Raw genomic sequence first — 18,659 nt, forward strand, 5'->3', positions numbered from 1 at the left:
TTCAGCCGTGGGGGTTGGTCAGGGGCTTGGTCCGTCGTTCCGGCGCCGGGACGTCGCGCCGTACGACGGTGGTTGTCGTGTTTCCCGGGGCGCTCTCCGGCGTCGGCTGTTCCGCCTGCGGCTGTGACGCCCTGGCCTCCTCGACCCTGGCGTCCCGCGCGTCCACCCGCCTGCGGCGCCGTACGAGAAGCCAGACGAGCGAGCCCGCGAGCACGACGGCCATCACGCTCAGCCCGGCCGTACCGTCGGTGAACAGCGACAGCAGCAGCCCGACCAGGCCGCCGGTCACCCAGGAGACCTGGAGGAACGCCTCGACCACCCCGAAGGTGGACGAACGGACCTCTTCGCCGATCTCCCGCTGCACGATCGCGTCGAGCGCCAGCTTGCCCAGCCCCTGGGCGAATGCCGCGACCAGCGCCACGGCGACGGCCGTCCACAGGGTGAAGAAGACGGCGGAGGCGATCGTGGTCACCAGCGCGAGCGTGAGCGTGAGCAGCACGATCACCTGCGGGGAGCGTCCGCGCGTCCACGAGGCCACGGTCGTGCCGGTCAGGCCGCCGACGCCCGCGGCCACGGCCAGCAGGGCGATCGTGACCGGAGGGGCGAACCCCGGCAGGTTCCTGTCCTGCACCAGGAAGAGCAGGTAGAACAGCAGGAACCCCGAGTAGAGACGGATGGCCACGTTGGCCGTCATCGCCTCGGTGACCACGGGGCCGACGTTCAGCAGCGTGCGCCAGCGGGCGGGCCGTACCTCCCCTTCCTGATCTCTGTCGAGCGCCTCGTCGAGCACGTCGAGGTCGGGGGAGTCGACGTGCCGCGGCAGCCGTACGGCCAGCACCCCCAGCAGCAGGAAGAGCACCATGGCGGCGCGTAACGTCCACTCGGCCCCGATCCAGGCGCTGACGCCCGCGCCGACCGGCACCGCGACACCCGCCGTGACCAGGGCGAACAGGGCGACCCTCGCGTTGGCCGTGACCAGCGCGATGTCGGCGGGCAGCACGTTCGGCATGATCGCCGCCCGGGAGACGCTGTAGGCCTTCGACAGCACCAGCACCGCCAGCGCCGCCGGGAAGATCGTGAACACGTCCCCGGGCATGATCGCCGCGGCCATCGCGAAGCAGAGCAGCCCCCGGCCGAACAGCGTGCCCGCCATCACGAAGCGCCTGCCGTACCTGAACCGGTCGAGGACGGGACCGACGAACGGCGCGACCACCACGAAAGGGATCATCGTGATCAGGAGGTAGAGCGCGACCTGCCCCCTGGCCTCGTTGACCGGCAGCTTGAACAGCGTCCCGGCCAGGGCGGCGGTGACCAGCGCGTCACCGGCGCTCTCCAGCGCGGTCAGCTCGATCAACTGGCCGAGTCCGGTACGGCCCGCGCCCTGGGCGTGGGTCAGCCTCCTTGAGGCCGCGCCCATCCGGCGAGTCCCGCTCGCCGCCCCCCGCCCGGCGCGCACGGTCATCCGGCCCGCCTTCCGGCTCGCGCGCACCGTCGCCCGTCCGGCCCCCATCGTGGAACGACCGATCCGACGGGAGGCCTCGCCTGCCGTCCTGCGTGCTTGTTCCCAGCCACCTGCCACGCATCCAGTCTTACCCAAAGGGCGGATGGGATGTATGTGGCGGTCCGTCCCATCTCAGACTTGAACGGTCGGCGAACTCCGGGACAGGTTGCCGGTCGAGGCGGGAGCGCGTTACGGTCCGTTGGCGCGGTGACCCGGCGCGACCTCGCCCGGGGCCGGTGACGGTGCCGTTCGCTCCGGGCATGGGTGAGAATGAACTGTGAGTCAGCGTAGCGAGCTAGGCAGTGGGGACAGCGGCCGTCCGGTCGCGAGGACTGCGGAGGAGGACTCGTGACCCGTCCAAGAACTCGCGCCGTCGTCGTCGACCCGGCCTGCGCAGCCGCCGTCGACCTGGCCCGCTCCGCGATCGAGGAGAACGTCAGACCGGAGGAGATCGGCGACCACCTCGGCGTCGAGGGCGAGGACGACCGCGTCGTCACCCACTACTTCACCTGTCTCGACCGCGCCTACCGGGGATGGCGCTGGGCCGTCACGGTCGTCAGGGCCTCAAGGGCACGCAAGGTGACGGTCAGTGAGGTCGTGCTGCTGCCCGGCGCCGGAGCGCTGCTGCCGCCCGAGTGGGTGCCGTGGAGCGAGCGCCTGCTGCCCGGCGACCTCGGCGTTGGCGACCTGCTGCCGACCTCCGACGACGACGTGCGTCTCGCGCCCGGTTTCACCCAGACCGAGGACGACGTCGACCGTCAGATGATCTTCGAGTACGGCCTCGGCAGGGCGAGGGTGCTCTCTCCGATCGGCAGGGACCGTGCCGTGCGCCGCTGGCACGCGGGCGAGTCCGGGCCACACACCCCGCTCGCGCACGCCGCGCCCGCCCAGTGCTCGACCTGCGGCTTCTACTGGCCGCTCGCCGGTGCGCTGGGCATCGGCTTCGGGGCGTGCACCAACGAGTACGCCCCCGACGACGGCCGCGTCGTCGCCGCCGACCACGGCTGCGGCGCGCACTCAGAGGCCGCCGTGCTTCCGCACCAGGTCGAGCCGACGTCGCCGATCCTCGACGACCTCGCCTACGACATCGCGGTGGAGACCTCGGAGACCGACCTCGCCGGCTCCGTGGACGACACCGCCGCCGAGCCGCTGGGTCACTCCTGATCCGACGTCATCACAGGTGCGCCGGAGACCCCGGCGCGCCCCGATGCGACGTGACCTGTGGGGCCCCCGACCTTTGGACTCATCGCTGTGACTGACATCTTCGGCACCGACCGAATGCGCGCCGCCGTACTCGCGGCGTGGACCGCCTCGCCCGCGAGGTTCCGCGAGGACGCCAACGCGGAGGAGGACTTCGCGCTCGGCGGCTACCGCGACCGGCTGATCGTCGAACTGGCCCAGAACGCCGCAGACGCCGCGCTGCGCGCCGGGGTGCCCGGACGGCTGCGCCTCTCGCTGCGCGAGGGGGTGCTCTCGGCCGCCAACACCGGCGCCCCGGTCGACGCCGCGGGGATCGAGAGCCTGTCCACGCTGCGCGTCTCCAACAAGCGCGACGAGTCCGGCGCCGCCGGGCGTTTCGGCGTGGGCTTCGCGGCCGTGGTCTCCGTCTGCGACGAGCCGGTGATCGGCTCGCTGGGCTCCGGCGTCGTGCGCTGGTCCCGCGACCAGACCGCCGTGCTCGTGGCCGCCGAGCCCGCCCTCGCCAAGGAGTTCGCCGAGCGCGGCGGGCACGTTCCACTGCTGCGCCTGCCCTTCCCCGCAGGGCCGCTTGAGGTGCCCGGCGGTTTCGACACGCTCGTACGGCTGCCGCTGCGCGACAGGAGCGCTGTCGACGCCGTGCGCCGCATGCTCCAGGAGACCAGCGCCGCCCTGCTGCTCGGCCTGCCCGCCCTTGAGTCCATCGAGATCGACCTTGAGGGCGAGACGCGGACGGTCCTGCCCGACGGCTGGAAGGTGGTCTCGGCCTCGGGACGTTTCTCCCCGGAGGAGGCCGCCGAGCTGTACGCCGACCGGCCGACCGAGGAGCGGGCCAGGCCGTACTGGCTGGTGCGCTGGGCGGTTCCCGTCGTCGGCGCCGCTCCCGCCGAGGAGCCCAGGCCGCTGCCCGCCAGGGTGCCGCCCGTGGTGCACGCGCCGACGCCGAGCGACGAGCCGCTGGACCTGCCCGCGCTGCTGATCGCCTCGTTCCCGATGGCCACCGACCGGCGGCACGTGGCCATGGGGCCGCTGACCGACTTCCTGGTCGAGCGGGCCGCCGACGCCTATGTCGAGCTGCTGTCCGGCCTCGCCCGTACGCCCAAGCTGCTCGACCTCGTCCCCGGCCTGATGGGCAAGGGGGAGCTGGACGCGCACATCCGCAGGGCCATCCTGCGCAGGCTGCCCGACGCCCCGCTGCTGCCCGCCCTCTCGCCACCTGTTGACGGGGAGGACCAGCAGGAGGTCGTGACCGGGCGGCAGGCGTCCGTGGTGGCCGCCCCCGGCGACCTGCTGCGCAAGGTCGCCCCGATGGTCCCCGGCCTGCTGCCCGCGGGATGGCCCTCCAGGCACCCGGCGATCACCTCGCTCGGGGTGCGGCGGGTCGAGCTGGCCGACGTCGTGGACATGCTGTCCGGCGACGCCGTCGCCGACCGGGAGCCGTCCTGGTGGCGGTCGCTGTACGAGGTCCTGCCCGCCGACGACCCCGAGGCGCTCGGCGCGCTGCCGGTGCCGCTGGCCGACGGACGCCTGGTCAGGGGAGCACGCGGCACGCTGCTGCTGACCGAGGGCTCCACCCTCGACCCGGCCGTGCTCGCCCCCCTCGGGCTGCGCGTCGTCCACCCCGAGGCCGCCCACCCGCTGCTGCTGCGGCTCGGCGCCGCCGAGGCCACGCCGAGGACGGTCCTTGAGGACTCGCTGACCCGTTCCGCCGTCGCCGAGTCCCTGGACAGCGCCGACGCCGAACCGGTCGCCCAGGCGGTGCTCGCGCTGGTCGACGCGGCCGGGCTGGTCGCCGGTGAGGCTCCCTGGCTGTCCGACCTGGCGCTGCGCGGCGCCGACGGTGAGCTGTACCCCGCCGGTGAACTGCTGCTGGCCGACGGCTCGCTGGCCGGGCTGCTCGACGAGGAGACCCACTTCGGCACGGCCGCCCCCGAACTGGTCGACCGGTACGGCCCGCGCGTCCTGGCCGCGGCCGGGGTGCTCGACGGCTTCGCCGTGGTCAACGACACCGACGTGATGATCGACCCCGACGACTGCGACCACGACCTCGACCGCGAGGACGAGTGGCTCGAAGCCGTGCTCGACCTGCTGCCCGAGGTGGACGTGCCCCCGGTCGCCAGGGAGTTCTCCGCGGTCCGCGACCTGGAGTACGTCGCCGACTGGCCCTCGGCGCTGGCCCTGCTGTCCCGGCCGCCGCTGCGGGCCGTACTGAACCCGCTGCGGTTGCTGGTCGCGGGCGAGGTCGTCGAGGTGCCGTCCTACACGGCGTGGTGGCTGTCCACCCAGCCCGTCCTGGCCGGGCGCCGCCCCACGCAGCTCAGGCTGCCCACCGCCGACCCACTGCTCTTCGGCCTGTACGGCGACGCCCCCGCCGTCGTGGACGAGGCGGCGCTGTCCATGATCGGCGTCAGGACGACCCTGACCGACCTGCTGGCCTCGCACGGCGGCCCCGACGAGCTGCTCGAACTGCTCGGCGACCCCTCGGTCGAGGTGGACCGGGCCCAGCTCCGTGCTCTGTGGGTGGCGCTGGCGGGGGTCGATCCGGTGCGCGTGGCCCCGCCCCGGGCGGTGCGGGCCGTGCTGGACGGGGAGATCGTCGTCGCCGACGTCGAGGACGGTCACCTGCTGTCGGCGGAGTCCCGTGAGGCGGCGGGCGAGCCCGTGGTCGTGGAGGCACCCGACCTGCTGCCGCTGGTGGCTTCCCGGCCGCTGGTCCTGGCGCCGTTCGACCTGGCGGAGGCGCTGTCCGAGCTGCTCGACCTGCCGCTGGCCGGGGAGGAGGCCGCGGGGGAGGTGACCTCCGAGGGCGCGGTCCGCGAGGTTCCCGGTGCCGTGCGGTCGCTGCTGCCCACGGCGCCGACGACCTACGTCGAGCACGAGAAGCTGCTGGTGGACGGGGTCGCCGCGACCTGGCGCTTCCACGAGGGCACCGTGCACGCCTCCGGCGTCGAGGGCCTGGCACGCGGCCTCGCGTGGGCGTCGGGCCAGTGGGGCGACCGGCTCGCCGTGGCGGCCCTGCTCCGCGACCCGGCCGCCGTCCCGCTGCTGCTGGCCGAGGCCGACCTCGACAGCTGGACCGCCTCGACCTGAGCGGTCCTACAGGTCTTCCGGAGGGGCCTTGCGGTCGCGGCGCCGTACGAACCACAGGCCGAAGGCGCCGCCGCAGATGCCGGACACGCAGGTCCAGATCCACCACTGGTGCTCGGGTGCGGGCCGTACGACCAGGAGAACGACCAGGGCGAGCGCCCACAGGGCGGTTCCCACGAGGATCGTGGCCGTGTCATTGGTCCGCAACGGCCGCAGGTCCGGCAGGCGAGGCTGGTTCACGGTTTCCAGCGTAGGCGACCGTGGGGCTGTGCCGAGGTTCGCCACCGTTTACGGCCAGGAGGTGATCTCCGGATAGCGGGGGAAGGGCCGCTGGCGGTGGCGGAGGGTGCGGTCGAGGAAGGTGCCGACGTAGGTGCGGGTGATCTCCAGTGAGCGGGCGCCGGGGAGCCGGTCACCAGGGTCGAGACCGAGCTGGTCGGTGATCAGCGGGTAGTCGGTGAAGGAGGCGTGGTCGGCGCCCTTGACCGTGAACCAGCGCTTCCAGCCGGTGAGCCGCGGCCAGTCCCGCTTCCAGGTGGCGTCGGCCCCCGTGGGGACGTGGGCCTTCGGCTCGCCCAGGAGCATGAACGGCCGGGAGAGGCCGCGCTCCGGGATCGGGATGTGGAAGGCGCCGTCCATGTTGACCCCGGCGTCGATCCTGGGATCGTTCAGCATGGCCAAGGTGGCGCTGTTGCCGCCGATGGAGTGGCCCGCCATCGCGATCCTGGACGGGTCGATCAGCCCGGCGTGCCGCCAGGCGGGACGCGGCCCGGTGAGCCGGTCGAGCACGAACGAGACGTCCGCGGCCCTGACCCTGGTCGTCTTGGGCCCGTAGTCGGGGGCCTGGCAGGCGACGCAGGTCATGGTGTGCCCGTCGGGGAAGGTCGTGCCGAAGGACTCGTAGGTGTGGTCCACTCCCGCCACGACATACCCCTTGCTGGCCAGGTCCTCGGCCAGGGCCGTCAGCGAGCTGCGCGGAGCCGTGAACCCGGGGGAGAGCACGACCAGGGGGAGAGAACGCCTCTGTCCGGTGGGCCGGGCACCGACTACCGCGTTGGTCCGCGTCCTGCTCAGGATGTCGGGCGGAACCCCCTCGATGCCCTGCCCCTTCAACAGCAGCGCCGACTCCTCCGCCGTCATGTACGGTGCCGTCCGCCCGTGGTTCGACCGGGCCGGATACCACAGCGAGACCATGAGCTGCCGGGACTTCTCCGAGGGCACCCAGGGGTCGGGCCGCGAGGTGTCGATCAGATGCAGGGTGGTCGTGCCCACCGCGTGATCACCGGTCGGCCTGGGCAGTTTGGGGGTCACTGTAGCTGCTGTGGCGGGTGTGGCCAGGAGAAGCAGGGTGACGGCCGTGGCCAGCGCGCCACGAAGAGCGAATTTCGACATAAGGGGATTTTTTTCCGTGTACGGCTCCCGCCGCCTCGGCTGAAAAGGCGGAACCGAGGTGCGACTTCCGGCGCACGGCTACCCCGAGGGTCGCAGTCGTATCCGGGCACAGGCGGAACATGCGGTGAATTCTCATGTCGTACGGCAGTCCACTCCATGAGACCATGCGAGTCTGCCATACGAGAGTCGAAAGGCCTTCACGCTCGGCGCTGTTTCCCCCAGGAGTTCAAGGCATGACCCGCTACACCTCTGTCACCGGTGGCGCCGTGGCCTGGAAGGCGTCGCTGACAGCCGCCTTCGAGGCCCTTCTCGGTCGCTCGCTCTCCGGTTACGACCGCGGTGCCGAGTACGCCGCCTACTACCACGGGCACTTCTTCCACGAGACACGCATCGACAGGGACCCGATCTGGCTGAACCCGGCGGTCCTGTCCGGTGGTGAACCGGTCGAGGTGGGAGACCTCTACCTGTACGACATGGGGGAGCCGCCCCTGCGGTTCGACGCGGGCCGTTCGCTCTTCCAGTTCTCCAGCCACGGCCTGTCCGAGGCGTTCGCCGCCGACCTGGCGCGGGCCTGCCTGGCACCCGACGTCGTACGGGGCGCCGACCTGGCGCCGGTGCTGTGGCGTCACGACCTCGACCTCGCCGACCCGATCCTGGCGGAGAACTGGCACGTCTGCTACGCCAGGATCGCCTCGAACGGCACGCTCCTGGACGCGATGCGGGTCGCCACCGGCATCGGCGACGGCCCCGGCAGCCTGATCCCCTTCGAGGGGAACGCCGACGCGACGTGGACCCCGGCCCTTGAGGCCGTCGCCAACCCCCGGCTGCGCGCCCACCTCAGCCTGGGCTGCTGCGACGTGTCCGAAGCCGAGGGCCTGACCTACCTGGGCGCCGACGCCCCCCTCGGCCCTCTGCTTGAGGAGGGCGGCTGCTCGGTCGTTGCAGGCTGGAAGGACGGCCACGGCCAGGTAGACGTAACAGTCCTCCAACTCGGCACCCCGCTCACCGGTCCGTCATGACCACCAGTCGATGAGGCAGACGCTGACGCTGTCCGAGTCTTCCGATCTGTACTCCGACCAGTCCACGCCGCCCGCGTAACGGGCCCACTCGGCCTCGCTGATCCTCTCGTCGTGACGGCCACAGGACACCAGCTTCGGGTCGGCGACGATCTCATCGAGGTCGGCGAGGTCCCAGAAGGAGACCCCGCTGGAACCGGCCATCAGGGCGAGGCAGCCGTCGGCGCGGAGGGCCACGGATTCGACCTCCCGCATGTGTCCGTTCAACGTGGCCAACCGGGCCGGTCTGGATGGAGTGGAGAGGTCCCAGAGGGCGCCGGAACCGCCCGGTCCGGCGAGTAGGAGGCGCTTCTCGTCGGGGGTCAGGGACATGTCGTAGGTGCCGTACAGCTTGTCGAAGGACACGTCGAGTGTGGTGTAGCGCACCGGATGCGACCGGTCGTCAAGATTCCAGACCTCGATCCGCCCCGCCCTTCCGATGAGGACGACGTGCCCGTTCGCGCTCATGGCCATCCTCGTCGCACTCTGCGAGAGATCCAGGCTCGCCCCCTTGACCGGGCGCTCTGTGGTGGTGAGGTCCCAGACAGCCGCTTCGTTGTGGTCGTCCACGGTGACGGCGGTCCGGCCGTCCGCGCTGAGCGCGAAGTCGCGGATGGGGACGGTGTTCGATCTCGTCTTCGACAGACGCTTCGGACGAGATCGGTCGGCCAGATCCCACACGGTCATGACGCCGTCGTGGTTGACGATCACCGCTGTACCGCCGTCGCGTGACAAAGCCACCTTTTTCACACCGTTGGTGTACTTGGTGGTTCGTCCGGCCGCCATCGTCGCCAGCCGGACCGGTTCTGCCAGGTCGGTGAGATCCCACACGGTCGCGGTGTTGTCGTCATCGCCGGTCAGCGCGGTCCGTCCGTCGAAGGACAGCGCGGTCGTGTTCACGAATGATCTTCCGTGCCCCTTCAACGTGGGGATCCGGTCAGGCTTCTCGATGACTTTCGGGTCGGCCCAGGGCTTGAGGTCCCAGACGTTCGCCTCGCCGTCGTCCTTGCTCAGGGCGACCCGTCCATCGCCGCTCACCGTCACCTCGCGGGATGCCTCCTGCGTGAGAGGCGAGAGGGCCCTGCCGTACATCTCGACCATCGTGTCGACCAGCCCCGCCCGGGTCTGCTCGTCATCGTGGATCCCGACCGCTGCCATGCCGAGCTTCCTGGCCGTGACGAAGTCAGTGTCGCGCAGTTCCGCGGCGTGGAGCGCGAGCCCGTGCGCCAGCGCGACGCGCTCCTGGGTCGAGGCCCTGCCGTACACGCGTTGCCACGCGAGCCCGCCGACGACCAGGAAGACGGCTGAGAGTACGGCGAGCGCGACCGCGAGCGTTCGCCACCGGGGGTTCACCTGCCGGGTTCCGGCCAGATCATTCATCTCGGCTCCACATCGTGGGTTCCTCGTGTCGGAGAAGCCGCCCCACCTCGCGCTCGCTCAAGGGCGGCTCTCAGGGCATGGGAGGAAGTCGTCCAGGGCGCCGAAGGAGGCGGGCCACTCCTCGCCACCGGCTGCAGAGGACCACGGGTCCTGGGTGAGAGGGCGGTGGAAGCGCCCCTCGAATCTGGGATCGGCGCACACGATCCGCAACGGGTCGGTGCCGACCCCGGAGAGGTCCCAGGTCATCGCGCCCCAGCGGGGGGTTCCGACCATCGCGACCAGGCCCTTCGGGTCCAGGGCGACCACGTTCACGTCATTGCCGGGCACGGTGAGAGCGGCAACCTGGACCGGGTGGAGGCGGTCCCTCAGCTCCCAGATGACCGTTGGCCCGGCGTGTGAGGAGGTCATGGCTGTTCGCCCGTCCGGGGACAGCGCCACGGCATGCACCGAGGTCGTGGGAAGCGGCAGGGAGACCAGACGTGTGGGGCGGGCCCGATCCGTCACGTCCCAGATGTCCGCACCGAGTGAGCCGCCGGTCACCGCCGTACGGCCGTCGGCGCTGAGCGCCACGCTTTCCCAGTCCCAGGAGGCGCGGGGACGAGGCAGCGTCCCCCGCCAGACCGGACGGGACCGGTCGGTCAGATCCCAGACGATCCCGGTCTCCTGGCTCACGGTCACCGCGGTCCGCCCGTCGGAGCTCAGCCCCACTCCCGTCACGCGTGAGGCGTGCCCCGACAACGTGAACAACCGGATCGGGTGGGACTTCTCACTCAGGTCCCACGCCGGTACGTCACCGTTCTTCCGGCCGATCAGGACGGTCTTTCCGTCGGGGGTCAGCGTCAAGGGGTGGGCGCTGCCGGTGTCGTCGTCGTTCTCCACGGTGGCGGCTCTGACCGGATGAGACGTGTCGGTCAGGTCCCAGACGCTCATCGAGTCTCCGCCGTCCGTCACCGCCGTGCGGCCGTCGGCGGACAGGGCGAGCGCGGACACGTCCTCGCCGGGTCTCACGAGCGTTTGCGACATGACCTCGTCGAAGCCCCGCCTGTACCCCGAGGCGCGTCGCATGGCCCACAGGATCACGCCCCGCTGCGGATCGCTGGTGAGGGCGGTCAGTCCGTAGGCACCCAGCGCCGCCGCCTGGACGTTGCCGGTGCCGGTCAGCGGGGTTCGACGCTCGGAGAGCACGGAACCCATCAGGGCCGACCGGGTGTGGGCGTTCGCCTCGACGCGTGTCGCGATCACTCCGAGGAGCAGGGCGTTGAAGGGGTTGAGCTCCCGTAGTTCCGCACCGTGGAGCGCCAGTTCTCCCGCGTTCGCCGCTTCTCGCTGGTGGATCGCCTCGACGCCGACCCCGACAAGGGCGGTGAACAAAACAACGACCAGGGCGAGAAGTAAGCGAACGCGCTTCATGCAGGGACCCTAGCCGAAAGATTTTTTAGTCGATCTCCTGCGGTTCTCCTCGCGCACACCTGATTCTGTTCCCGGGCATTTCTCACCGGTTCTCGTCCGCTCTGACAGCCAGCGTGGCCGCTGTTCGCCGGAAGGCGGATGAAACTCGTCGATGGTTGCGTTGAGCTTGATGGGTCGTGCCGTTCTCACGTGACCTACTCTTCTCCGGGCTTTCCCGGATTTCCCCTGGAGGGCGGGAACGGGCGCGGAGACCGTGATTTCGGCGAGGGCTCTTTTCCTGGGCATGCCAGATGTGACCTTCGCCACCCTTCCCCATTGTTGACTCGATGTCACCGAGTGTTCACACAGGGCGACCGCGTGGAGTGGGTGGCGGGGCGGTCTGGCAGGCTGGGCGGCTCATGGTGGGAAAAGTTCGCGCGGAGGGAATCACATGAGCGGGTATATAGTTAGCAAAGGTAATGACTTATGCTAACGAACCCTCCCAGGAAGGACCACGTCGCGAGCCTGCGCAGCGACGCCGGTCTGGCCTCAGCACTGCGCGTGTCCCTGGCACGCTTGAACAGACGCCTTCGCAGGCAGGCAGGGGGACACTCGTTGACCCCCACCCAGGTCGCGACGCTCGTCGCGGTGGAACGGCATGCCGGGATAACCCCCGGCGAACTGGCCGAGCACGAGAAGGTGCAACCGCCCTCGATGACGCGCGTGATCGCCGTACTGGAAGAGCGGGGACTGGTGTCACGCACACCGCACCCGTCCGACCGGCGGCAGGTGAGCGTGAGCGTGACCGAGCGGGGATCGGCCCTGCTGAAGGAGGAACGCCGCCGCAAGGAGGCGTGGCTGACGCAGCGGCTGAAGGAGCTGTCACCGGAGGAGAGAGCCGTGCTCAGGCAGGCGGCTCCGATTCTGGAGAAGCTCAGCCGGAACTAGCCGACCCCGACGAACCCAGGGCCTCGGCCGTTCGACAGGACGCCGAGGCAGCCCCCGAACAAAGCCCCACAGAAAGCCCCGAAAAGAGCTTGGGGGCGGTCCCCGAGGAGACAGCTCCCGAACGAAGCCCCGTGGAAAGCTCGGAGGTGGCCCCCGAGATCGCTCGGAAGGTCGCTGGGACAGGGCGCGGGAGGCGTCTCGCCAGGGTGTTCGCCGTACCCGTGCGGAAGCTGGGCACGCGAGCCAGGCGCAGGCGGATCGCTCGGGCGGCGGCGGCCAGCGAGGTGCAGGCCGTCGAGACCGGCTCCGCGCAGGCGGTTCCCGAGGCGCGGGGCGGGATGTTCCGTTCGCTGCGCGTCTATAACTACCGGCTCTTCGCCATGGGCGGTGTGGTCTCCAACGTCGGCGGCTGGATGCAGCGCACCGCGCAGGACTGGCTGGTGCTCGACCTCACCAAGGGCAGCGCGACCGCGCTTGGCGTGACGACCGCGCTGCAGTTCCTGCCGCAACTGCTGTTCGGGCTGTGGGGTGGAGTGCTCGCCGACCGCTACCCGAAGCGGCCGGTGCTGATCGTCGCCCAGTCCATCATGGGGCTGCTCGCGCTCACGCTGGGCGCGCTGACGCTGACGGGGAACGCGCAGGTCTGGCACGTCTACGTGATGGCCTTCGCGCTCGGCCTCGTATTGTGCGTCGAGGTGCCCACCAGGCAGTCGTTCGTGGTCGAGATGGTCGGCCGCAAGGACCTGCCGAACGCCATCGCGCTGAACGCCTCCAGCTTCAACCTGGCCCGCGTGGTCGGCCCCGCCCTCGCGGGTGTGCTGATCTACGCGCTCGGCGGCACCGGCCCGATCTTCGTGATCAACGCGCTGTCGTTCCTCGCCGTGCTCGGCGGGCTGGCGCTGATGCGGACCTCGGAGCTGACCACGCCGGAACCGGTGGCCAGGGCGAAGGGACAGCTCCGTGAGGGGCTGCGCTACGTCATGGAACGTCCTGACCTGCTGCTACCCGTGCTGCTCGTCGGTTTCGTCTCGCTGTGCGCGCAGTCGTTCTCGATGTCCATAGCGCTGATGGCCCGCGAGGTCTTCGGCGCCGGGGCCTCCTCCTTCGGGCTGGCCTCCAGCATGTTCGCGGTCGGCGCGCTCGTCGGCGCCCTCATGGCGGCCCGGCGCGTACGGCCAAGCAGGAAGCTGCTGATCGGCGGTGCGCTGTCGTTCGGCCTGTTCCAGGTCGTCACGGGACTGGCCCCGTGGTACCCGCTCTATCTGCTCCTGCTCATCCCCGCCGGTGTCGCGCTGATCTCGGTCAACACGACCGCGAACACCAGCGTGCAACTCGCGGCCTCCCCGGAGATGCGGGGCCGGGTGATGGGCATCTACGTGCTGGTGTTCACCGGTGGAGCCCCGATCGGCGCCCCCGTGCTCGGCTGGGTCGCCGAAATGGGCGGTCCCCGCATGGGCGTCGCGGTCGGCGGGGTGCTCACGATGCTCGGCGTCGGCGCCGCGATAATGCTGACCAAGGCGATCAGCAGGAGGTCCCGTGCGGTTGTTCGTGGGCGTACTGCCGTCCCGGCAGGCGTGTGACGAGCTGACCCGCGCGCTGCGTCCCGTCAGGGAGGCGTGGCCCGGGCTGCGCTGGGCCGACCCGGCGAACTGGCACGTGACGCTGTCGTTCCTCGGGGAGGTCCCCGACGAGGTCCTGCCCAGGCTGGAGACGCGGCTCGCCCGCGCCGCCGCCCGCTACGCGCCGCTGACACTGGGCCTGGCCGGGGCCGGTGCCTTCCCCTCGGTCCGCCGTGCCCGCGTCCTGTGGACCGGCCTGTACGGCTCCCGCCTCCCCCTCGCCCGCCTGGCCGAGTCGCTGGCGGCGGGGGCGCGGCGGGCGGGAGCCGTACAGGTGGATGGAAAGCGGTTCAGCCCCCACCTGACCCTGGCAAGGGCCCGGCAGGAGACCGACGTCACGGCCATGGTCGAGGCGCTCTCCGGGTTCGCGGGGACCACGTGGGAGGTGCGGGCCGTACATCTGATCCGTAGTCATCTGGGGGCGTCGGTGCGCTATGAGTCGATCGCCGAGTATGCCCTGGCGGCTCCGGCACCCGGCGGGCGGAGCTAAGCTCCAGAACGTGGATCGTCCCCGTCGCTGGCTCCTTCCCACGGTGCTCGCACTCCTCGTGCTCCTCGTGGTGCTCGGCGCCCTCCTCACCTGACTTTTGCGAGGGTCTCTAATGGCTTCCGTAGTTGATGGTGAGGATCGCCACCACCCGGTGCTCGTCGCTGTCGGGTGATGTCTTGTAGGTGTCCGAGTACTGATAGTCGATGCGACCGGCGCCGCTTATCTCGTAGTGCACGGTCCTGGACCACCCCTCGCCCTGAGGCCTACCGGCCTTTCCTCGCAGGAAACAGGTCGAAGCGATCGGATCGGGCTCACCCGGAGTCTGACTCACGTGATCCCAGAACTGCTGAGCGGCTTTGAGGCCCACGTTCGCCACGAGTTGTTCCCAATGACCGAGGAACTTGCGGTGAACCAGAACCCTGTACACGGGTTGCGCGTCAGGACTGCCGCCTGGCCGTCTGGCGGGTGTGTACGGCCTGTAGGCGCTGCTGCCTGTCATTCACCCGTCCTGGCCTCTGGACCGTTCATGGCGTCGGGGCTCTCGGCAGGAACGTAGTCGTCGGAATGGTGTGTGTTCAGAAGGACGGATCGGCGTAGGGGGTCCGAAAGCTGACGCGCCGTTGCTTTCCACGCGCGAACGCACTCGTCCAGGATCGCTGTGTCCCCGTCGGCCTCGGCCGCGATGATGGTGTCCTGTAGCTCGGTCAGGAACTCTTCCATGTCCTCCCGGTCGAACGGCCGTAGCCATGCCAGCTCGCCGAGCTCGGAGGTGTTGGGAACGCCTGTCTTTCTCCGGAGAAGAGTGCTGAGCTTGATATAGGCTCCGCCCCATTTGGCGATGGTTTCGAGAGTGGCCAGCGTGCGCTCTGGCAGCATCACCAGACTTGTGCCGTCCGTGGCCCGTAGACGGGCACGATCGCGTCGTGCCTCGTTGAGGAACTCCACTCGTCTGCTGCCGGTTAGATCGGTCGCCTGGTAGATGATCTCGCTCATCGTGATCCACCTGCCCTCTGCGTACCTACTTTCATACCCATGATAATACCCATGATCCTACTAGGATGGCACGCGGAAGTGATGGCGCGAGGTAAAGCATGGGGAGTTCCGAATGCCCGACCGATGGCCTTTCGACGCTCAGGAGATCTATCTCTCCGACCGGTCGAAGGAGATGGGTGGATGGCGGACGGTCAGCCTTGTCGTGGCCTTGCGCGAGACACTGAAGGACGGCTGGTTCAGGGGTACGGCGACCACGGAGATGGCCGAGATCTTCGATGGAGCCGCGCGGGAACTCACCCGACGAGGTCTGGACGCCGTCGCCCTGGTCCGCCATGGGCTGTATGAGGAGGTGGCCGGTGCCCTGATCGCAAGTATCGCCGCGACACGCCTGGCCCCGGAGATGCTTGAGGGATTCGAAGATTTCGACCACGAGTCCTGGGCGGAGGTTCTGAGGTTGCCGAACCGCATCCTGGCCGTCGAGACCAAGAGCCTGGGTGAGGTGGTCGACGCCTTCGGACGCGTGATCGTTCCGCTGTTCCCTCAGGTCATCTCCTGGATCTCAACCGCTTCGCTGAGGGACATGGTCGAACTGAGGGCGCCAAAAACCATACGGGAGATCTCGGATGATGAGATGAGCCAGTTCTTCGAGCTCCACACCCCCTATCGGTGGATGATCGACTACTTCTCCATGACGTTCTACCGAGAGTGGAAGACGGAGTCGCTTCACCTGACGCATCGGTGGCTGAAGGGCCTCGAAGGACCGCCGTGCTCTCCTGAACTGATGGACGACCGACGAATCGACCCTGGGACTCTGGCACTCGAGATCGCGGATCGCGTCTCTTCCAGGGAGGATCGTGAGTCTCGCAAGGCGCTGCTCCTGAAGACGTTGCCGCCGCACAACAAGGAGGCGGCCGCCCTGGTGATGGGGAGCCTCACGGGGGAGATGACGAGGCACGCCGTGACCCTGCTGCAGCAGGGGCGGGCGCAGGAGGCGGCGGCGCTGTTCGAGTTCGGCGTTCGGGGGGCTCCCGACAATGCCGAACTGCACAACAACTGGGGATTCTGTCTCATCCCGGTAGATCCGCACAGGGCACTGAAGCTGCTCATCCGGGCGCAGAATCTGGGATATTTCTGCGATCCCCTCAACATCTACAACCAGATGTGCTGCCTGGTTTCGCTCGGACGGCATCAGGCCGCGCTTTCCCTGGCGGCGAACAGTTGGGACTCGGTAAGGGCGTGTCCACCGGAGTGCGGAAACATATGGCGCCTGGACGGCTCCTCCTGGACGCTGGAGCACACGAAGAACCTGTGCCGAGACGTCGCCGGCCTCGCGGCCTCGGTCGCTGCCCGTCATGGTGGGCAGGACCAGGTGAAGGCCTGGAGCGAGCGGATCGCCGCCCTGGAAGGGTGATCAGCCGTGTGTGCCTGACCGCCCGGGAAGGGGCCGAAGCCCCCTCGCCGGGGTGGGGTCTACCAGGCGTAGTCCTCCGGGGCCGTTTTGTGGCCGGGGAAGATTTCTTCGAGGGAGGCGAGTGCCTTGTCGTCGAGGTTGATCTCCAGGGCCCTGGTGGTGCCGTCGAGTTGCTCACGGGTGCGCGGGCCGATGATCGGGGCGGTGACGGCCTTCTGGTGGAGCAGCCAGGCGAGGCCGACGTTGGCCGGGTCCTCGCCGAGCTCCTCGCAGAACGCCTCGTAGCGCTCGATCTTGGAGCGGTGCTTGTCCAGCTCCTCGACGATCCGCTCCGAGGCGGAGCGACCCTTGTCGATCTTCTTGAGGATGCCGCCGAGCAGGCCGCCTGCCAGCGGGCTCCACGGGATCAGGCCCAGGCCGTAGTCCTCGCAGGCCGGGATGACCTCAAGCTCGGGGGCCCGGACGATCAGGTTGTAGTGCGACTGCTCGGAGACCAGGCCGAGCGTGTTGCGGCGGGCGGCGGCCTCCTGGGCCTTGGCGATGTGCCAGCCCGCGAAGTTGGACGACCCGACGTACAGGATCTTGCCCTGCTGCTTCAGGACGTCCATTGCCTCCCAGAACTCGTCGAAGGGAGTGTTCCTGTCGATGTGGTGGGCCTGGTAGATGTCGATGTAGTCGGTCTGGAGACGCTTCAGCGACGCCTCGGCCGCGCGGCGGATGTTCAGCGCGGACAGCAGGTTCTCGTTGGGCCAGTCACCCATCGAGCCGTAGAGCTTGGTGGCGATGACCGTCTTCTCACGACGGCCACCTCCCTGGGCGAACCACCGGCCGATGATCTGCTCGGTGATGCCCTCGCCCTGCTTCCAGCCGTAGACGTTGGCTGTGTCGAAGAAGTTGACACCCAGCTCGTGGGCGTGGTCCATGATCGCGAAGGAGTCCTCCTCCGTGGTCAGAGGACCGAAGTTCATGGTGCCCAGGCAGAGGCGGCTGACCTTCAGGCCGGTACGGCCAAGCTGCGTGTATTCCATATGTCCACACTAGGCACCTGGAGTGCGCTCCAGGCGAGACCCCGGCCTCGGGAAGCGCTGTGGTTCCCGCCGATCCGCTGTCGCACAGGGCATGATGGCGGGATGGGGAGCAGACCGGGGTATGTCGTGATTCGCGTGTTGGCGGCAGCCGTACTGGCCGGAACGACACTGGCGCCGGGGCTCGCGGCGGCGGACACGGGCGAGGAGGGGCAACGGCTGTTCACCTTCAGGGACAGCCGGATTACCGAGTCGAGTGGGCTGGCCGTGTCGCCGACACACCGGGACGTCTACTACACCCACAACGACAGCTCGGACGGCCCGATCTTCTTCGCGGTCGGCCCTGACGGGCGCACGAGGGCGAAGTTCACCCTCCAGGGCGCCGTCGCCCGCGACTGGGAGGCGATGGCCGCGACCAAGGACCCGAAGACGGGCCGGGGAGTGCTCTGGTTCGCCGACATCGGCGACAACTTCGACGGGGCGTGGCCCGACGTCTCGATCTACCGGGTTCCCGAGCCGACGACGATGCGCGACGCGGTGATCCCGGCGACGCGCTACCGGTTCAAGTACGAGGACGGCGGCCACAACGCGGAGGGGATCATGGTCAATCCGCGCACCGGCCGCCTCTACGTGGTGAGCAAGGCGTTCGTCGGGGCGGTCTACGAGGCGCCGAGGCGGCTGCGCACCGACAGGACCAACGTGCTGCGCAAGGTCGGCTCCGCCCCGATCATGGCGACCGACGCCGCCTACGCCCCAGACGGGTCGAGCTACGTGATCCGCACCTACTTCTCGGCGACCGTCTACCGCCCGTCCGGGGACCAGCTCGCCCGGCTGTCGATGCCGCAACTCGAACAGGCCGAGTCGATCACCTACACCCTGGACGGCAAGGCCGTGCTGACCGGCAGCGAGGGCAGGAACAGCCCGGTCTACCGGGTGTCGCTGCCCGAGCGCGTCCTGCAGGAGACGGCGCCCTCCCCGGCCCCGACGCCGACCGGGAAGGCCGCCGGGAGCAAGGGTGACTCGACCAAGCTCGTCGCCGACGCGCGGGAGGCCGATGACCGCGAGGCGGGGGTACCGGGCACGGCCGTGGCCCTCTGGCTGGCGGTCGCGGCCGGTGCGACCGGCCTGATCACCTTCATCGCGCGCCGCGTCCGATAAATACCTAAACGAGA

16 protein-coding genes are annotated in these 18,659 nt (G+C 69.6%); 8 read left to right on the forward strand and 8 right to left on the reverse strand.

Features of this window, described 5'->3' with window-relative positions:
• Position 1 precedes the first annotated feature (1 nt).
• Positions 2-1,462, reverse strand: coding sequence for an MFS transporter (locus tag FHS44_RS23210; RefSeq protein WP_246435923.1), 1,461 nt, complete (start codon positions 1,460-1,462; stop codon positions 2-4).
• Positions 1,463-1,849: 387 nt separating this feature from the next.
• Here FHS44_RS23210 and FHS44_RS23215 point away from each other — a divergent pair, with 387 nt between their 5' ends.
• Complete coding sequence (locus tag FHS44_RS23215; RefSeq protein WP_184718069.1) at positions 1,850-2,665, forward strand: DUF3027 domain-containing protein; 816 nt, start codon at positions 1,850-1,852, stop codon at positions 2,663-2,665.
• A gap of 87 nt (positions 2,666-2,752) precedes the next feature.
• Positions 2,753-5,788 carry a sacsin N-terminal ATP-binding-like domain-containing protein gene (locus tag FHS44_RS23220; protein WP_184718071.1) on the forward strand — a complete coding sequence of 1,012 codons (3,036 nt, stop codon included), beginning with the start codon at positions 2,753-2,755 and terminating at the stop codon, positions 5,786-5,788.
• Positions 5,789-5,794: 6 nt separating this feature from the next.
• Here the strand turns inward: FHS44_RS23220 and FHS44_RS23225 are convergent, their stop codons facing one another.
• Both FHS44_RS23225 and FHS44_RS23230 read right to left on the reverse strand, forming a co-directional pair.
• Positions 5,795-6,025, reverse strand: a complete 231-nt coding sequence (locus tag FHS44_RS23225) for a DUF2530 domain-containing protein (RefSeq protein WP_312863778.1) — start codon at positions 6,023-6,025, stop codon at positions 5,795-5,797.
• Between the two features lie 48 nt (positions 6,026-6,073).
• Positions 6,074-7,177, reverse strand: coding sequence for an alpha/beta hydrolase family protein (locus tag FHS44_RS23230; protein ID WP_184718073.1), 1,104 nt, complete (start codon positions 7,175-7,177; stop codon positions 6,074-6,076).
• A gap of 233 nt (positions 7,178-7,410) precedes the next feature.
• On the opposite strand from FHS44_RS23230, the gene FHS44_RS23235 reads away from it, so the two are divergent.
• Positions 7,411-8,196, forward strand: a complete 786-nt coding sequence (locus FHS44_RS23235) for a hypothetical protein (protein WP_184718075.1) — start codon at positions 7,411-7,413, stop codon at positions 8,194-8,196.
• On the opposite strand, the gene FHS44_RS23240 is transcribed toward FHS44_RS23235, so the two are convergent.
• The gene (locus FHS44_RS23240) at positions 8,191-9,612 is read right to left on the reverse strand and encodes a WD40 repeat domain-containing protein (RefSeq protein WP_184718077.1); all 1,422 of its coding nucleotides are present in this window, start codon (positions 9,610-9,612) and stop codon (positions 8,191-8,193) included. The genes FHS44_RS23235 and FHS44_RS23240 overlap by 6 nt on opposite strands.
• 57 nt (positions 9,613-9,669) lie before the next feature.
• Positions 9,670-11,022 carry a WD40 repeat domain-containing protein gene (locus tag FHS44_RS23245; protein WP_184718078.1) on the reverse strand — a complete coding sequence of 451 codons (1,353 nt, stop codon included), beginning with the start codon at positions 11,020-11,022 and terminating at the stop codon, positions 9,670-9,672.
• A 465-nt stretch (positions 11,023-11,487) separates the two neighbouring features.
• Between FHS44_RS23245 and FHS44_RS23250 the strand changes: the two genes are divergently transcribed.
• The 3 genes from FHS44_RS23250 (at position 11,488) to thpR (ending at position 14,058) form a co-directional block, all read left to right on the forward strand.
• Positions 11,488-11,949: a MarR family winged helix-turn-helix transcriptional regulator gene (locus tag FHS44_RS23250; RefSeq protein WP_184718080.1), complete on the forward strand. Its 462-nt coding sequence runs from the start codon at positions 11,488-11,490 to the stop codon at positions 11,947-11,949.
• 206 nt (positions 11,950-12,155) lie between these two features.
• Positions 12,156-13,529 carry an MFS transporter gene (locus tag FHS44_RS23255; protein WP_312863779.1) on the forward strand — a complete coding sequence of 458 codons (1,374 nt, stop codon included), beginning with the start codon at positions 12,156-12,158 and terminating at the stop codon, positions 13,527-13,529.
• Complete coding sequence (gene thpR, locus FHS44_RS23260) at positions 13,486-14,058, forward strand: RNA 2',3'-cyclic phosphodiesterase (RefSeq protein WP_184718082.1); 573 nt, start codon at positions 13,486-13,488, stop codon at positions 14,056-14,058. Before FHS44_RS23255 ends, thpR begins: the two co-directional genes overlap by 44 nt.
• 109 nt (positions 14,059-14,167) lie before the next feature.
• Here the strand turns inward: thpR and FHS44_RS41870 are convergent, their stop codons facing one another.
• Positions 14,168-14,293: a hypothetical protein gene (locus FHS44_RS41870; protein WP_281401562.1), complete on the reverse strand. Its 126-nt coding sequence runs from the start codon at positions 14,291-14,293 to the stop codon at positions 14,168-14,170.
• Between the two features lie 260 nt (positions 14,294-14,553).
• On the reverse strand, positions 14,554-15,051 hold the full coding sequence (locus FHS44_RS23265) for a hypothetical protein (protein WP_184718084.1): 498 nt from the start codon (positions 15,049-15,051) through the stop codon (positions 14,554-14,556).
• A 112-nt stretch (positions 15,052-15,163) separates the two neighbouring features.
• Here FHS44_RS23265 and FHS44_RS23270 point away from each other — a divergent pair, with 112 nt between their 5' ends.
• The gene (locus FHS44_RS23270; protein ID WP_184718086.1) at positions 15,164-16,462 is read left to right on the forward strand and encodes a tetratricopeptide repeat protein; all 1,299 of its coding nucleotides are present in this window, start codon (positions 15,164-15,166) and stop codon (positions 16,460-16,462) included.
• Between the two features lie 59 nt (positions 16,463-16,521).
• On the opposite strand, the gene FHS44_RS23275 is transcribed toward FHS44_RS23270, so the two are convergent.
• Complete coding sequence (locus FHS44_RS23275; RefSeq protein WP_184718088.1) at positions 16,522-17,490, reverse strand: aldo/keto reductase; 969 nt, start codon at positions 17,488-17,490, stop codon at positions 16,522-16,524.
• 126 nt (positions 17,491-17,616) lie between these two features.
• On the opposite strand from FHS44_RS23275, the gene FHS44_RS23280 reads away from it, so the two are divergent.
• A complete protein-coding gene (locus tag FHS44_RS23280; RefSeq protein WP_184718090.1) occupies positions 17,617-18,645 on the forward strand; it encodes a YjiK family protein in 1,029 nt (342 codons plus the stop codon).
• Positions 18,646-18,659: the final 14 nt, after the last annotated feature.

The sequence above is a fragment of the Streptosporangium saharense genome, assembly GCF_014203715.1.
Classification (GTDB): domain Bacteria; phylum Actinomycetota; class Actinomycetes; order Streptosporangiales; family Streptosporangiaceae; genus Streptosporangium; species Streptosporangium saharense.

Coding starts and splice junctions, on each gene's coding strand:
- FHS44_RS23240 (WP_184718077.1), bottom strand. CDS start 9,612: ATGAATGATCTGGCCGGAACCCGGCAGGTGAACCCCCGGTGGCGAACG.
- FHS44_RS23250 (WP_184718080.1), top strand. CDS start 11,488: ATGCTAACGAACCCTCCCAGGAAGGACCACGTCGCGAGCCTGCGCAGC.
- FHS44_RS23245 (WP_184718078.1), bottom strand. CDS start 11,022: ATGAAGCGCGTTCGCTTACTTCTCGCCCTGGTCGTTGTTTTGTTCACC.
- FHS44_RS23265 (WP_184718084.1), bottom strand. CDS start 15,051: ATGAGCGAGATCATCTACCAGGCGACCGATCTAACCGGCAGCAGACGA.
- FHS44_RS23275 (WP_184718088.1), bottom strand. CDS start 17,490: ATGGAATACACGCAGCTTGGCCGTACCGGCCTGAAGGTCAGCCGCCTC.
- FHS44_RS23230 (WP_184718073.1), bottom strand. CDS start 7,177: ATGTCGAAATTCGCTCTTCGTGGCGCGCTGGCCACGGCCGTCACCCTG.
- FHS44_RS23270 (WP_184718086.1), top strand. CDS start 15,164: ATGCCCGACCGATGGCCTTTCGACGCTCAGGAGATCTATCTCTCCGAC.
- FHS44_RS23235 (WP_184718075.1), top strand. CDS start 7,411: ATGACCCGCTACACCTCTGTCACCGGTGGCGCCGTGGCCTGGAAGGCG.
- FHS44_RS23210 (WP_246435923.1), bottom strand. CDS start 1,462: ATGACCGTGCGCGCCGGGCGGGGGGCGGCGAGCGGGACTCGCCGGATG.